Source organism: Xanthomonas citri pv. citri, from assembly GCF_000961215.1.
GTDB lineage: Bacteria > Pseudomonadota > Gammaproteobacteria > Xanthomonadales > Xanthomonadaceae > Xanthomonas > Xanthomonas cissicola.
This window is the reverse complement of record NZ_CP008998.1, coordinates 131515-146898: the sequence shown is the minus strand read 5'-3', so window position 1 is coordinate 146898 and position 15384 is coordinate 131515. Positions and strand designations below refer to the sequence as shown.

Here is a 15384-nt window from a genome sequence, read left to right as displayed (position 1 = left end):
GTTCCCATGTCGCGTCCCTCGCTGACCCGCTTCCTGATCGAAGAGCAACACGCCGGCCGTATCGATGCGGAATTGCGCCAGCTGATCACCATCGTCTCGCGCGCCTGCAAGCGCATCTCCATCGCCGTGAGCAAGGGCGCTCTGGGCGGCGTGCTCGGCGATGCCGGCACCGGCAACGTGCAGGGCGAAGCACAGAAGAAACTCGATGTACTCAGCAACGACATCCTGCTCGAGGCCAACGCCTGGGGCGGCCATCTGGCCGCGTGCGCGTCCGAAGAAATGGACCACAGCCAGCCGGTGCCCGACCAATACCCCAGCGGCGATTTCCTGCTGTTGTTCGATCCCTTGGACGGCAGCTCCAATATCGACGTCAATGTCTCGGTGGGCACGATCTTCTCGGTATTGCGCGCGCCCAAGGGCACCGAAAAGCCGGGCGACGAGCACTTCCTGCAGCCGGGCACCCAACAGGTCGCCGCCGGCTACTGCATCTACGGCCCCAGCACCATGCTGGTGCTCACGCTGGGCCACGGCACCCACGCCTTCACCCTGGAGCGCGAAGAAGGCAGCTTCCTGCTGACCCAGGCCAACATGCGCGTGCCCGAAGACACCGCCGAATACGCCATCAACATGTCCAACCAACGCCACTGGGAACCGGCGATGCAGGCCTACGTGGGCGACCTGCTGGCCGGCAAGGACGGCGCGCGCGGCAAGGACTTCAACATGCGCTGGATCGCCAGCATGGTCGCCGACGTGCATCGCATCCTCACCCGCGGCGGCATCTTCATCTACCCGTGGGACAAAAAAGACCCGAGCAAGCCGGGCAAGCTGCGCCTGATGTACGAAGCCAACCCGATGAGCATGCTGGTGGAACAGGCCGGCGGCGCGGCAACCACCGGGCGCGAACGCATTCTCGACATCCAGCCGACACAGCTGCACCAGCGCGTGCCGGTGTTCCTGGGCTCGAAGAACGAAGTGGCCGAAGCAACGCGGTATCACCTGGATGCCGACAAGGCCTAAGGCTGCGGGTACCGCTCGCAAGGCACGCAAACTGGATCCCACCAAGACACCCGCCCCGCGCGGGTGTCTTGGTTTATGACCCCCGCTGATGGATCATCTCCATGCAGGCAGGCCTGAGCGCTGGCCACTGCGAGCCGGCCCGCAAGCGACGGCATCGCAGACAGATCAATTCGACCAACGACACCGGCAGTGCATTCATACTGTGTTTGATGTTGCGTGTTCTTTTCGACAGAGAGGGAAAGCGGTGTATGACCTTCGCTAGCGCTCGCCTCTTGCTTGTGATCGCCGGCGTGGTGCTGCCGTACGCAGCACGCTTGCCATTTGGACTGGAGTGGGTACGGCAATACACCGATGTCGGCCTGGGCGGTTGGCTGTTGTTGGGTGGGTTCAATGCGATCGCCTGGAGTGCGCTGCTTGGCATCAGCTTCTTGTACCGCCGGCCGATTGCGTTGTTGGTGCCGTGCCTGATCGGCTTTGGAGTGCTCGCCTGGGCGCATGCGACCGTCGATTTACGCGCCGATGCACAGTCGGCATTGGCGCTGATCTTCATTCCGGTTTACGCGTTGCTGCCAATCACATTGGGCGGCGTACTCGGCTATCTGCTGGACCGAAAGCTTCGGCGCAGCGCGATGCCCTGAGACTGCGCTCAAGTGCCGGGCGTCGACATGCTTGCGGCACTGTTCGATGATGCGCATGCGCCCATGTGCAGCGCAGTGATCCGGGGATGTCATCGGATGTTCCCTGCGCACGATGGACGGCGCGCGCACGCCCTGCTAAAGCGCCGCTGTATCCGCAGCCGAGGCAAGGCTGCGTCGTCGCGGGCCACCGCCATGCATGCGATTCAGGCTTGCTCGCGTTCGCTTATTGCAGGCCAGTTCCGGTTTGCGTTGCAGGCAATTGTTTGGATCGAACACCGGTAGCACTTGACCAAATCGGTGTCCGCGGTAACGCTCGGATACTGGTGTGCGCCTCTCGCGCTGCACGCATCGATTGGAGAGACCGCACGTGGATCGTCGTACCTTTCTCACCTTGTCCGGCATCGGTGCCGCCGGGTTGCTGCTGCCCAATACGCGGCTGATCGCCGCCGAGCAGTTGCTTGCGCCAGTGGATGCCGCACGCAACCGCCGCCTTTCCGATGCCGCGCTCACCACCGCCAAGGCCGCCGGTGCCAGCTATTGCGATGTGCGCGTGGGGCGCTATCTGCGTCAGTTCGTGATCACCCGCGAGGCGCAGGTGGAGAACGTGGTCAATGCCGAATCCAGCGGGGTGGGCGTGCGCGTGCTGGCCGATGGCGCCTGGGGGTTCGCGGCCACCAACACGTTGACCAGCGATGGCGTGGCCATCGCCACGCGGCAGGCGGTGGCCATTGCCAAGGCGAATGCGCGCTTGGGCGGCACGCCGGTGCAATTGGCGCCGGTCACGGCGGCCGGGCAGGTCAGCTGGAAGACGCCGATCAGGAAGAACGCCATGGAAGTGCCGCTGCAGGACAAGGTGGCGCTGCTGATGGACGTCAACGCCGCTGCGCTCAACGCCGGCGCCACCTTCGTGGCCTCGCGCATGTTTGCGATCAACGAGCAAAAATATTTCGCCAGCAGCGATGGCTCCTACATCGATCAGGATGTGCACCGGTTGTGGCTGCCGTTCACCGTCACCGCAGTGGACAAGGCCAGCGGCAAGTTCCGCACCCGCGACGGGTTGTCCTCGCCGATGGGCATGGGCTACGAATATCTGGATGGCGATGCCAAGCAGAAGCACCAGTTGCCGGGCGGGCTGATCGGTTACGGGCACAGTTACGACGCGCGCGAAGATGCGATCGCCGCGGCCAGACAGGCGCGCGCCAAACTCGCCGCACCGTCGGTAAAGGCGGGCAAGTACGATCTGGTGATCGACCCGAGCAATCTGTTCCTCACCATCCATGAGTCGGTCGGGCACCCGCTGGAGCTCGATCGTGTGCTCGGTTACGAGGCCAACTACGCCGGCACCAGTTTCGCCACACTGGACAAGCGCGATGCCGGTTACCGCTGGGGCAGCGATGCGGTGACCTTCCTCGCCGACAAAACGCAGACTGGCAGCCTGGGTGCAGTGGGGTACGACGATGAAGGCGTCAAGACCAAGCAGTGGGAGTTGGTGAAGGACGGCATCCTGGTCGACTACCAGTGCACGCGCGATCAGGCGCACCTGCTCGGCAAGACCGCGTCCGATGGCTGTAGCTACGCCGATTCGTGGTCGAACGTGCAATTCCAACGCATGCCCAATGTGTCGTTGGCGCCGGGCAAGACGCCGTTGGCAGTTGCCGAGATGATCAAGAACGTGGAGCGCGGCTTGTACATCCATGGGCGCGGTTCGTATTCGATCGATCAGCAGCGCTATAACGCGCAGTTCGGCGGGCAGTTGTTCTACGAGATCGAAAACGGTCAGGTCACGCGCCTGGTGGAAGATGGCGCGTACCAGATCCGCACGCCGGAATTCTGGAATGCCTGCAGCGCGGTGTGCGATCAACGCGATTTCCGCCTGGGTGGCTCGTTCTTCGATGGCAAGGGACAACCGAGCCAGGTCTCGGCGGTGTCGCATGGCGCGTCTACCGCGCGCTTCGATGGCATCAATGTGATCAATACCGCGCGTTCGTTGGGGTGATTGTCGGTGGATCAGTTGCGCTGCGATTGATGTTTCTAGTCACATCAACACGCTACGATTTCATCTGTTGCACTCGCTTGGCATGCGCCAAACCTGGTCAGTCCAAGCTACGTTGCCCTCACCGCGCCAGACAGTTGGTCGGTGGTCTGGTGAAGCTCTTTTGTTGCTCGGCCTTCGTTGAGAAAGAAATCAGTCTGCGTCTCCAACGCGCGGCAATAGTCGTCGCACCGCCAGCCGCGCTCGCCACGCATCAACGCAAGCCGGGAGTGCCACCGGCTTCATACGGGCCAACGTTTGCATATGCACCCCTGCCGAAAGTCATTTGACGCAGCGTTCATCGCCCGGCAAGAATCGGCCGATACCGCGCGCAGAGCCATGTGCGTGTCACCACACCACCTGCGCGCCGCGCGGGACTATTGGGGAGTTGCCCGTGCAGCGACGTGATTTCCTGGCCCTCACCGGGCTGACCATGGGCGGGCTGATCGTGCCGGCCTACTTCGGCAAGGCCATTGCCGCCGAGCAGTTGCTCACGCCCTTCGATGTGGGCCGCAAGAAGCGTCTGGCCGATGCCGGCTTGAACGCGGCGCGTCAGGCCGGAGCGAGCTATTGCGATGTGCGCATCGGCCGCTATCTGCGCCAGTTCGTGATCACCCGCGAAGACAAGGTGCAGAACGTGGTCAACACCGAGTCCATCGGTGCCGGCATCCGCGTCATCGTGGGCGGCGCGTGGGGCTTTGCCGCCACCAACGAGCTCACCGAGCAGGGCGTGGCCAAGGCCGCCGCGCAGGCCGCGGCGATCGCCAAGGCCAATGCCAAGGTGCAGGGCACGCCGGTGCAACTGGCGCCGACGCCGGGCGTGGGCGAGGTGAGCTGGAAGACGCCGATCAAGAAAAACGCCATGGACGTGCCGATCAAGGACAAGGTGGACCTGCTGCTGGGCGTCAATGCCGCCGCCACGGCGGCCGGCGCCAACTTCGTCAACTCGATGCTGTTCGTGGTCAACGAGCAGAAATATTTCGCCAGCACCGACGGCTCCTACATCGACCAGGACGTGCACCGCATCTGGGCCCCGATGAGCGTCACCGCCATCGACAAGGCCAGCGGCAAGTTCCGCACCCGCGACGGGTTGTCCGCGCCGATGGGGCTGGGCTATGAATATCTCGATGGCGCCGCCTCCGGCAAGTTCGTCTCGCCCAACGGCGTGGTCAATTACGGCTTGTCGTACGACATGAAGGAAGATGCGATTGCGGCGGCCAAACAGGCGCAGGAAAAGCTCAAGGCGCCCTCGGTCAAGCCTGGCAAGTACGATCTGGTGCTGGATCCCTCGCACACCTGGCTCACCATCCACGAGTCGATCGGTCACCCGCTGGAGCTGGACCGCGTACTCGGCTACGAAGCCAATTACGCCGGCACCAGCTTCGCCACGCTGGACAAGCTCAAGGCCGGTTTCCAGTACGGCAGCGACAAGGTGCATATCCTCGCCGACAAGACGCAAGCAGGCAGCCTCGGCGCGGTGGGCTACGACGATGAAGGCGTCAAGACCAAGCAGTGGGACCTGATCCGCGACGGCAAGCTGGTGGACTACCAGGCCATCCGCGATCAGGCGCATATCCTGGGCAAGACCGCCTCCGATGGCTGCTGCTATGCCGACTCGTGGTCGAGCGTGCAGTTCCAGCGCATGGCCAATGTGTCGCTGGCCGCCGGCAAGACGCCGCTGAGCGTGAGCGATCTGATCAAGAACGTGGAAAACGGCATCTACATCATCGGCGATGGCTCGTTCTCCATCGACCAGCAGCGTTACAACGCGCAGTTCGGTGGCCAGCTGTTCTACGAAATCAAGAACGGCGCCATCACCCGCATGCTCGAAGACGTGGCCTACCAGATCCGCACGCCGGAATTCTGGAACGCCTGCAGCGCCGTGGCCGACCAGCGCGACTACCGCCTGGGCGGTTCGTTCTTCGACGGCAAGGGCCAGCCGAGCCAGGTCTCGGCGGTCTCGCACGGTTCGTCCACCGCCCGCTTCGATGGCATCAACGTCATCAGCACCGCCCGCTCGCTCGGCTGACAGGAGAAACCCACATGAGCATCCTTACCGAAGCGCAGGCCAAGGCCATCCTGGACAAGGTCATCAAGCTGTCCAAGGCCGACGAGTGCACCGCCACCCTCACCGGCTCGATCGACGGCAATATCCGTTTTGCGCTCAACAACGTGTCCACCAGCGGCATCGTCGACAACACCGACCTGCAGGTGCAGGTGGCGTTCGGCAAGCGGGTGGGCGTGGCCACCATCAACGAGTTCGACGACGCCTCGCTGGAGCGCGTGGTGCGCCGTGCCGAAGACCTGGCCAAGCTGGCACCGGAAAACCCGGAATTCATGCCGGCGGTCGACAAGCAGACCTACAGGCCCAGCCCCACCTTCAGCGAATCCACGGCAGCGATCGATCCGGCGTTCCGCGCGCAGGTGGCCGCCGATTCGATCGCCCCGTGCAAGGGCAAGGGCCTGATCGCGGCCGGCTTCCTCGAAGACGGCCAGAGCTTTACCGCTTTTGCCAACAGCAAGGGCAACTTTGGCTATCAGCGCGGTGCGCGCTTCGACTACACCTGCACCGTGCGCACCGAAGATGGCCGCGGCTCGGGCTGGGTGGGCCGCAATCTGAAGGATGCCGCCGACTTCAAGGCCGAGCAGGACATCCGCATCGCGATGCGCAAGGCCAGCGATTCGGCCGAAGCCAAGGCGCTGGAGCCGGGCAAGTACACGGTGATCCTGGAGCCGGCGGCGGCCGCAGGCCTGATCTCCTTCATGATGAATTTCTTCGACGCGCGCCGCGCCGACGAAGGCCGCAGCTTCCTGTCCAAGAAAGGTGGCGGCAACAAGCTCGGCGAACAGGTCTACGACCCGCGCGTGAACATCACCGCCGACCCGTGGGACCCGCGTGCGGCAGTGATGCCGTGGGACGAAGAAGGCCTGCCGCGCGAAAAGATGGCCATCGTGGAAAACGGCAAGATCGCCAACCTGCAGTACTCGCGCTTCTGGGCGCAGAAAAACGGCAAGCGTGCGGTCGGCGAGCCGGGCAATCTGTTGATGGCCGGCGGCGACAAGAACATCGCCGAGCTGGTGCGTGGCACCGAGAAAGGCATTCTGGTCACGCGCACCTGGTACATCCGCATGGTCGACCCGCAGACCGTGCTGCTGACCGGGCTCACCCGCGATGGCACCTTCTACATCGAGAACGGCCAGATCAAATATCCGGTGAAGAATTTCCGCTTCAACGAATCGCCGGTGATCATGCTCAACAACATCGACGAATTGGGCAAGCCGGTGCGCGTGGCCGGCGACGAATCCAACTTCGTGATGATGATTCCGCCGATGCGGCTGCGGGACTTCACGTTTACCTCGTTGTCGGATGCGGTGTGACTGAAGACCGGGATTGGGGAGTCGGGAGTCGGGAGTCGGAGAGCGCAGCAAGCTCTCCGCAGCCTGATGTTTTTCCTGCACCTCCTGTTTCCGGTCCACGCGCCTCGGCGTCGTCCGCGCCGCGCCGCCACTTCCTTGGCCTGTTGCTTGGTGGCGTCGCTGCGTTGGCGCTGCCGCAGCGCGCGCGCGCGGCCGGCAATTACGATTTCTGGTTCACCCGGTTGCGCTACGACTCCGGCGATTGGGATGTGGATGCGCGCATGCCGTCCAACCTGATCACCTCGTTGATCGACTACACCCAGCTGCGCGTGGATCCGCAGGAACACGTGCTGGATCTGGCCGACCCGCGCATGTTGCAGGCACCGTTCTGCTATCTGTCCGGGCACAAGCTGGTGGAGTTCAATCCGGCCGAGCGACGCAATTTCGAGCGCTATGTGCGTAACGGCGGCTTCGTGTTCGTGGACGACTGCAATCACGATATCGATGGCCTGTTCGCCACCTCGTTCGAAGCGCAGATGACCTCGATCTTCGGCAAGACGGCGTTGCAGAAACTCCCCAAGAACCATCGGCTCTATCGCGCATTCTTCACCTTTCCCGATGGCCCGCCGGCAACCGGTTTCGAGCTCAATGGCTGGGGCGACGACCTGGTGCACGACTATCTCAAAGGCATCAGCATCGATGGCCGCCTCGGGGTGCTCTACAGCAACAAGGATTACGGTTGTGAGTGGGATTACGACTGGCGCAACAAGCGCTTTCTGGCCGAAGACAACACCAAGTTCGGCGTGAACATCGTGATGTATGCGCTGACCAATTGATCGCCGCATGTCGATCGCGATGCCTTTTGATCGACACCTTGCAGCGCGCTTGCGCGCGATGAAGATGTACCGGTGAAGCGTCGCGCGCAAGCGCGCTCCTACACCAGCAACCCTATAGCGAGACTTGCCCATGACCTCCCCCAACAACGACATCCTCGCCGCGCAGCTCTCCCAGCTGGGCACGCTGCGCGCCGCCCTGGCCCAGGCGGTGGTGGGCCAGGACGCGGTGGTGGAGCAATTGCTGATCGGCCTGCTCGCCGGCGGCCATTGCCTGCTGGAAGGCGCGCCGGGCCTGGGCAAGACGCTGCTGGTGCGCTCGCTGGGGCAGGCATTGGACCTGCAGTTCCGCCGCGTGCAGTTCACCCCCGACCTGATGCCCAGCGACATCCTGGGCACCGAGTTGCTGGAAGAAGACCACGGCACCGGGCATCGGCATTTTCGCTTCCAGCAAGGGCCGATCTTTACCAATCTGCTGCTGGCCGACGAACTCAATCGCACCCCGCCCAAGACCCAGGCCGCATTGCTGGAAGCGATGAGCGAACGCACGGTGAGTTATGCCGGCACCACCTATGCGCTGCCGGCGCCGTTCTTCGTGCTGGCCACGCAAAACCCGATCGAACAGGCCGGCACGTACCCATTGCCCGAAGCGCAGCTGGACCGCTTCCTGCTGCATGTGCGGGTGGATTACCCCAGTGAGCAGGAAGAGCGCGACATCCTTACCCAGACCACCGGCAGCGCAAGCGCGCAGGTGCCCAAGGTGATGGATGCCGCTAGCGTGCAGGCGCTGCAACAGCATGTGCGGCAGGTGCATGTGGGCGCGGAGTTGCTGACCTGGATCAACCGGCTGGTGCGTGCCAGCCGTCCCGGCCCGCAAGCCAGCGACGAAGTGCGCCAGTGGATCAAATGGGGCGCCGGCCCGCGCGCCGGGCAGTCGCTGGTGCTGGCGTCCAAGGCGCGCGCACTGCTGCATGGCCGCTTTGCGGCCACCCGCGAAGACGTGGTGGCGCTTGCGGCACCGGTGATGCGCCACCGCCTGTTGCTCTCGTTCGCCGCCGAGGCCGAACAACGCACGGCCGACGACGTGGTCGCCGCATTGCTGCGTGCCGTGCCATTCCCGGCGTGAGGCCTAGCGCGGCGTGAGCGTGGACGTGCCGGCATTGATTCCCAGCCACGTACGCAGCCGCCTGCGTGGTCTGCAGCTGCGTGCGCGTCACGCACAGGGTGCGCACGACATCGGCCAACACGCCAGCCGCAGCCGTGGCGCCGGGCTGGAATTCGCGCAATACCGCGCCTATGAACCGGGCGATGCGCTGCGCCAGATCGACTGGAAGCTCTACGCGCGCTCGGACCGCTTCTTCGTGCGCGAAGCCGAGCGCGAAAGCCCGCTGACGCTGTGGTTGGTGCTCGATGCCACTGCCTCCGCCGGCCAGGCCGATCACGCGCGCCCCGGCGGCACGCGTCTGCACACCATGGCGACGCTGGCGGCCTGCGCGGCAGAGATCGCGCTGCAGCAGGGCGATCAGGTCGGCCTGTTCGCGGTACACGGCGGCGGGCTGGTGGCAGTGCCGGCCGGCGCCGGGCCGCGTCAACGCGACCGGCTATGGCTGGCCCTGCATGGATTGCGCGCTGGGGGGCGTTGGCCGGGCATGACCGCCGTACGCCCGCTGTGGGAACGCATCGCCACGCATGCGCTGGTGCTGTCGATCGGCGATGGCTTCGACGAAGACCTGAATATTGCATTGGAAAAACTCGCTGCCGCACGCCGCCAGGTCATGCAACTGCAGGTGCTGACCTGCGACGAACGCGATTTCGGTTTCAGCGGCGGGCACCGGTTTCGCGATCCGGAAACCGGCGAAGAATTGCTGGGCGATGGCGCGGCCATGCGCGCCGATTATCTGCAACGCTTCGGTGCTGCACAACGCGCGCAACAGGCGCGCTGGCGGGCCGCCGGCATCGCACATGCACTGCAGTATCTGGACGCTGCACCCGACGCGGCGTTGCGCCAGTTGTTCGGGCAAGGCGCGCAGCGATGAGCTGGCAGGTCGGCCGCGAGCATGTCGCCAGGCGGGTGCCGCGATGAACTTGCTGTTGCTTTTCCCCGCCGGCCTGGCGGCGTTGGCCGCGTTGCTGCTGCCGCTGCTGATCCATCTGGCCCGGCGCAGCGAACACCGGCCGACCGACTTCGCCGCGTTGCGCTGGTTGCGTGCGCTGCCGCGCCCACGCCACCACGTGCGCTTGGACGAATGGCCGCTGCTGCTGGTGCGCTTGCTGCTGCTCGCTGCCGTGGCGCTGCTGCTGGCCGAGCCGGCCGTGCGCGGCCATGACGATGCACGCCCACGCATTGCGCTCAGCCCGGGGGTGGATGTGGCCGCCGCACGCCAGCTGCGCCACGCCGCGGACGCGCAATGGGTATGGCTGGCGCCGGGCTTCCCGCCGGTCGATGCTGATACCAATGCCGATACCCACAAGACACTCGCTAGGCCCGCGGGCGCGACGCAACCGGTCTCCAGCCTGTTGCGCGAGCTCGATGCCAGCCTGCCGCCAGATGCGGCGCTCAGCGTGATCGTGCCGGCCCAGTGGGGCCCGCTGGATGCGCAACGGCTGCAGCTGTCGCATCAGGTGCGGTGGCAAATCGTGCCCGGCCAGTCGCCGCTTGCGGCGCCCGCCGCTGCCGCGCCGCTGCGCCTGCAGGCGATTGCCGACGACAGCGCCGCGCCGGCCCTGCGCTATCTGCGCGCCGTACACGCCGCCTGGGCGCTGCCGGGCAGCTTGCCCGTGGGCACGCCGGCCGATGCGCAGCCTTCGCGCTGGCAGCCCGGCACCGTGGTGGCATGGCTCTCGCGCAGTGCCCCACCGGCGCCGGTGATGGCCTGGGTCGCAGCCGGTGGGAGGCTGGTGCTGGAAGCGCAGACACCCGTCCCGCCCAACCTCGCCGCGACACTGCAGCCCGTGCAACAGGCTACGTCGGGCGAGCCATTGCTCGACGCCGCAGCGCTCGGCCGCGGACGCGTGTTGCGCTGGGCCGCACCGCTGCAGCCGCAGCAACTGCCGGCGCTGCTGGATGCCGATTTCCCCACCCGCCTGCACGACGCCCTGCAGCCGCTGCCCACACCGCAGCGCGCGCTGGCACAGACCCAGCAACCGCAACGCGGTGCCGCCAGCCGCCTGACGACGGCGCCGTGGCCGCTGGCGCCGTGGCTAATCGGCCTGGTGCTGCTGCTGTTCGCGCTCGAACGCTGGCTGGCCACCGCGCCGCGCCGGTCCACTCCCGCATGAGCACGCCGGCACTGCAGCGGGCGTGGCAGGCGGCACGGCGGCGACAGGCCGCAGGCGTGCTGCTGTTCGGACTGCCGCTGGCGGCGGTGCCGGCGGCGCTGGCGTGGCGCGCCGGTGCGCAGGCAGCCGTGGTGGCGCTGCTGCTGGGCCTGCTGGCGTTGGGCGGCGTGGCCCTGCTGGCCGCGCGGCGGCTCGACCAGAGCTGGCTGATCCACCGGCTGGATCGCGATGCAGATCTGGAAGACAGCAGCGATTTGCTGTTCGCCCCGGCCACCCGGCTCGGTCCGCTGCAGACCCTGCAACGGCAACGGCTGGAGCAGCGCCTGCGCAGCAGCCCGCGCGACCTGCGCCCGGCCTGGCCGTGGCGCCGCGCCTGGCCCTGGAGCGTGCTGGGCGTGCTCGCCTGTGGCGCGCTGCTGCTGTGGCCACAACCGGCCACCCACCGCACCCCGCCAACCGACCGCGTGGCCGCCGCGCGTGCCAGCAGCGGCGCGCCCACGCTGCGGCAGGCGCAGCTGCGCAGCAGCCCGCCGGCCTACACCGGTCTGCCCGCCGCGCGCCTGCCCGGCCTGGATGCGAAAGTGCCGGCCGGCACCCGGCTGGACTGGCAACTGCAGGTCGGCCCTGCGCCGCGCAGCGTGGCCGTGCGGCTCACCGACGGCAGCACCGTCGCGCTGGCCCGGCAAGGCCGTGGCGATATCTGGCAAGGCCACTGGGTCGCCGAGCGCGCCAGCCTGTACCGCATCCTCATCGACGGCGCGCCGGCCGACCGCCAGCTGCATCGACTGGACGTGCTGCCCGACCGCCCACCGCAGGTGCGCGTGCTCGCGCCCGAGCAGAGCCTGGTGCTGTGGTCCCCGGCCGCCCGCACCTGGACGCTGCGCTTCGAGGCCAGCGACGACTACGCGGTGGCCACCAACGCCGAGCTGCGCCTCACTCTGGCCCAGGGCAGCGGCGAAAACATCACCTTCAGGACCCAGCGCCGCACGCTGACCGGCAGTGGCCCGGCCAGGCAACGCGGCTTCGCCATCACCCTGGAGCCGCACGCGCTGGGCATGGCCGCGGGCGACGACCTGATTGCCCAGCTCATCGTCCACGACACCCGCCAGCCCGGCCCGCAGGAAGGCCGCAGCGCCAGCGTGATCCTGCGCTGGCCGCCGCCCGAACAAACCATGGCCGCCGGCCTGGAAGCCAGTGTCAAGCAGACCTTGCCGGCCTACTTCCGCAGCCAGCGCCAGATCATCATCGACGCCGAGGCGCTGCTGAAGGAGAAACCGCGCCTGGAGGCGGCCACCTTCCTCAAGCGCTCGGACGCCATCGGCGTGGACCAGCGCCTGCTGCGGCTGCGCTACGGCCAGTTCCTGGGCGAAGAAAGCGAGGGCGCGCCGCAAGGGCCGCCGACTGCCGACGCGCCGCCCACCAGCGACGCCCCGGCCGACGATTTGCCCACCGCCGACATGCCCACAGCCGATGCGCCAAGCGCACCCGGCGCTGCTTCGGACACGCACGCCGGGCATGACCACGACGATCACGCTCATGACGCCCACGCCGCCACACCCGGCGCTGCCGCACTGGACGACGACCACGACCACGATCACGGCGGCAGCAACGGCCGGCCCGAGCGCAGCAGCTTCGGCCAGGCGGAAAACGTACTGGCCGAATTCGGCCATACCCACGACCACGCCGAAGCCGCCACCCTGCTCGACCCGCAGACCCGCGCCCTGCTGCGCGCCGCGCTGGACCAGATGTGGCAATCCGAAGGCGAGCTGCGCCAGGGCCACCCGGAGCGCGCGCTGCCGTACGCCAACAAGGCGCTGGGCTTCATCAAGCAGGTGCAGCAGGCCGAACGCATCTACCTGGCGCGCGTGGGCACGCAATTGCCGCCGATCGACCCCAGCCGCCGGCTGAGCGGCGATCGCACCGGCCTGGGCGACCGCGCCGCCGGGCTGGACACCCGCCCGGACCCGGACCCGTCCGCGCTGCAGCTGTGGGATGCGTTGGGCGAGGCAGCCCCCGTGTCCGACGCCACCCTGGCCCGTTACGCGCAGTGGCTGCAGACCCAGCAAGACCGCCTGCACGACCCGCTGGGCCTGGCCGCCGCCGTGGAAACCCTGCGCGCCGAACCCGATTGCGCCCGTTGCCGCGCCCAGCTGCGCGCCCAGGTCTGGCGCACCCTGCTCGCCCCGCCGGCAGCACCACACCGCCGCGCCGCGCCCGACCCGCGCGGCCAGCGCTACCTGGATGCGCTGCGGCAGGAGATGCAGCCGTGAGTCCCACCCCGATCCGCCTTCTTCCGGTGCAGCGGTCGTTCGGACCGACGGTGTCTGTAGACCTGGCAGCAAGCGGTCCGCTGTCGTGCGCAAGGACCGCATCGCCAACGCTGCACGACGGACGCTCTCTGGACGCATTGCGCCGGGAGCACCAACCATGACGCTCTCCTTGCCCTGGTTGCTCGGCGCGGCATTGCTGCTGATCGCCGTCATCGGCTGCATACGCCTGGTGCGGGCGCACCAACGGCAACCGTATTTACGCACCCGGCTCTGGCTGCTGCTCGCCGCCCAACCGTTGCTCGCTGCATTGCTCTATCCGGTGCTGCTGCCCCCGCCACGCGCCGGTACCGATGGGGAACTGCATGTCGCCACCGCCGGCACCGCCGCCGGGCAGGTTTCCACTGGCGACCTAGCGCGCTGGGTCGCCTTGCCCGAGGCACCTGCATTACCGGGCGTGATGCGTGTGCCGGACCTGGCCACCGCACTGCGGCGCGCACCCGGCACCACGGCGCTGGTCGTGCATGGCAGCGGCCTGCCCGCCCGCGACCGTGAGGGCCTGAACATCCCGCTGCGGCTGACGCTCGATCCCGCCCCACGCGGCGTGGTCGCGGTGTCGCCACCGCCGCCAGTGACCCCGGGCGACACCATTGCGGTGGCCGCGCAGGTGCAAGGCCTACCCGACGCGCGCGTGGAACTGCTCGATCCGGCCGGGCAGGTGGTGGACAGCGCCGTGGCCAACCGCGCCGGCCGCGTGCGCCTGCGCGGCCTGGCGCGCGCGCCGGGCCAGGTGCTGTTCGCCGTGCGTGCACGCGATGCCGCCGGCGCAGAACGTAGCCGCGTGGAGGTGCCGGTGCTGATCGCTGCCGTGCCGCCTATGCGCGTGCTGCTCCTGGCCGGCGCGCCGCAGCCGGAACTGAAGTACCTGCGCCGCTGGGCCAGCGATGCCGGGCTGGACGTGCGTAGCCAGATCGCGGTCGGCCCCGGGGTGCAGCTCGGCGAGGGCGCCGCGCTGGATGCGGCCAGCCTGGACCGGCTGGACCTGCTGATCGTCGACCCGCGCCGCCCGGTCGCACTGGGCACTGCGCAGCGCCAGACCATGCGCGCCGCGATCCAGCGCGGCCTGGGTGTATTGGTGCGCACCGACGGGCCGCTGGACGCCGGCACACGCACCGCCCTGGCCGAGCTCGGCCTCGGCGTCAGCGGCGGCGGCACCAGCCGCCCGGTGCCCGCACCGCAGCGACTCTCGCCGCCGGCCGCACCTGCCGCACCTGCCGACCCTGCCGGCAGCCCCGGCGACGCCCCGACGCTGGCGCCGCTGCAACGTCGCGACCTGCAACCGCAAGCCACCGACGCCCTGATCGCCGCCCGCGCCGACGATGGCAGCGCCCTGGGCTGGTGGCGCGCCCAAGGCCGCGGCCGCATCGGCATCGGCCTGGTCGAAGACAGCTTCGCGCTGGTGCTGGCCGGCCGCAGCGATCTGCACGCCGCGCTCTGGGCGCAGTTGTCTGCCGCGGTCGCCCGCCCGGGCGGTGCGCTACCCACCCCGGTGCAGGAAGGCTGGTCGCAACAACGCATCACGCTGTGCGACCTGCGCGCCGACGCCTTGGTGACCGACCCTGACCGGGCGCGCCACCCATTACTGCCGGAGCGCAATGGCAATGGGCCGCGTTGTGCCGGCTACTGGCCGGCAACCCCCGGCTGGCATCGCCTGGAGAGCAGCAGCACGCAACGCTGGCTCTATGTGCGCGCGCCCAACGACGCGCAAGCCATGTACGCCCAGCAACTGCGCGCAGCGACCAGTGCGCTGACAGGCGGCACTCCCTTCGCCCCCATCGCCACACCTGCCACACAACCCGGCGCGCGCTGGCCGTGGCTGCTGGCCTGGCTCAGCGTGGCCGCAGCGCTGTGGTGGTTTGAGCGAAGGCGAGCTTCGCAACGGGTGCCGTAACAAGCGCTTG

Annotated in this window: 11 protein-coding genes; all 11 read left to right on the top strand. The window is 67.6% G+C overall.

Translation table 11 applies throughout. From position 1 onward, the window contains the following. Nucleotides 1–6: 6 nt before the first annotated feature. The gene (locus tag AMD14_RS01110) at nt 7–1017 is read left to right on the top strand and encodes a class 1 fructose-bisphosphatase (protein ID WP_003487947.1); all 1011 of its coding nucleotides are present in this window, start codon (nt 7–9) and stop codon (nt 1015–1017) included. 248 nt (nt 1018–1265) lie between these two features. Further along, the gene (locus AMD14_RS01105; protein WP_005921233.1) at nt 1266–1655 is read left to right on the top strand and encodes a hypothetical protein; all 390 of its coding nucleotides are present in this window, start codon (nt 1266–1268) and stop codon (nt 1653–1655) included. 367 nt (nt 1656–2022) lie between these two features. Next, nucleotides 2023–3651 (top strand): TldD/PmbA family protein, encoded by a 1629-nt coding sequence (locus AMD14_RS01100; RefSeq protein WP_015462716.1) that lies wholly within the window; start codon nt 2023–2025, stop codon nt 3649–3651. A gap of 430 nt (nt 3652–4081) precedes the next feature. After that, entirely contained in the window at nt 4082–5716 is a 1635-nt protein-coding gene (locus tag AMD14_RS01095) for a TldD/PmbA family protein (protein ID WP_003487942.1), read from the top strand. A 14-nt stretch (nt 5717–5730) separates the two neighbouring features. After that, entirely contained in the window at nt 5731–7065 is a 1335-nt protein-coding gene (locus AMD14_RS01090) for a TldD/PmbA family protein (RefSeq protein ID WP_003487940.1), read from the top strand. Then, complete coding sequence (locus AMD14_RS01085; RefSeq protein WP_011050104.1) at nt 7062–7880, top strand: DUF4159 domain-containing protein; 819 nt, start codon at nt 7062–7064, stop codon at nt 7878–7880. The genes AMD14_RS01090 and AMD14_RS01085 overlap by 4 nt, the downstream gene beginning before the upstream one ends. 130 nt (nt 7881–8010) lie before the next feature. Then, complete coding sequence (locus tag AMD14_RS01080; RefSeq protein ID WP_003487936.1) at nt 8011–9003, top strand: AAA family ATPase; 993 nt, start codon at nt 8011–8013, stop codon at nt 9001–9003. A 13-nt stretch (nt 9004–9016) separates the two neighbouring features. After that, on the top strand, nt 9017–9913 hold the full coding sequence (locus AMD14_RS01075) for a DUF58 domain-containing protein (RefSeq protein ID WP_011050103.1): 897 nt from the start codon (nt 9017–9019) through the stop codon (nt 9911–9913). Between the two features lie 43 nt (nt 9914–9956). Next, nucleotides 9957–11156: a BatA domain-containing protein gene (locus AMD14_RS01070; RefSeq protein WP_011050102.1), complete on the top strand. Its 1200-nt coding sequence runs from the start codon at nt 9957–9959 to the stop codon at nt 11154–11156. Continuing rightward, the gene (locus tag AMD14_RS01065) at nt 11153–13426 is read left to right on the top strand and encodes a hypothetical protein (RefSeq protein ID WP_015471542.1); all 2274 of its coding nucleotides are present in this window, start codon (nt 11153–11155) and stop codon (nt 13424–13426) included. Before AMD14_RS01070 ends, AMD14_RS01065 begins: the two co-directional genes overlap by 4 nt. Continuing rightward, nucleotides 13398–15374: a carboxypeptidase-like regulatory domain-containing protein gene (locus AMD14_RS01060; RefSeq protein ID WP_011050100.1), complete on the top strand. Its 1977-nt coding sequence runs from the start codon at nt 13398–13400 to the stop codon at nt 15372–15374. The genes AMD14_RS01065 and AMD14_RS01060 overlap by 29 nt, the downstream gene beginning before the upstream one ends. The last annotated feature ends 10 nt before the right edge of the window (nt 15375–15384 follow it).

Coding starts and splice junctions, on each gene's coding strand:
- AMD14_RS01105 (WP_005921233.1), top strand. CDS start 1,266: ATGACCTTCGCTAGCGCTCGCCTCTTGCTTGTGATCGCCGGCGTGGTG.
- AMD14_RS01110 (WP_003487947.1), top strand. CDS start 7: ATGTCGCGTCCCTCGCTGACCCGCTTCCTGATCGAAGAGCAACACGCC.
- AMD14_RS01090 (WP_003487940.1), top strand. CDS start 5,731: ATGAGCATCCTTACCGAAGCGCAGGCCAAGGCCATCCTGGACAAGGTC.
- AMD14_RS01065 (WP_015471542.1), top strand. CDS start 11,153: ATGAGCACGCCGGCACTGCAGCGGGCGTGGCAGGCGGCACGGCGGCGA.
- AMD14_RS01070 (WP_011050102.1), top strand. CDS start 9,957: ATGAACTTGCTGTTGCTTTTCCCCGCCGGCCTGGCGGCGTTGGCCGCG.
- AMD14_RS01080 (WP_003487936.1), top strand. CDS start 8,011: ATGACCTCCCCCAACAACGACATCCTCGCCGCGCAGCTCTCCCAGCTG.
- AMD14_RS01060 (WP_011050100.1), top strand. CDS start 13,398: ATGCGCTGCGGCAGGAGATGCAGCCGTGAGTCCCACCCCGATCCGCCT.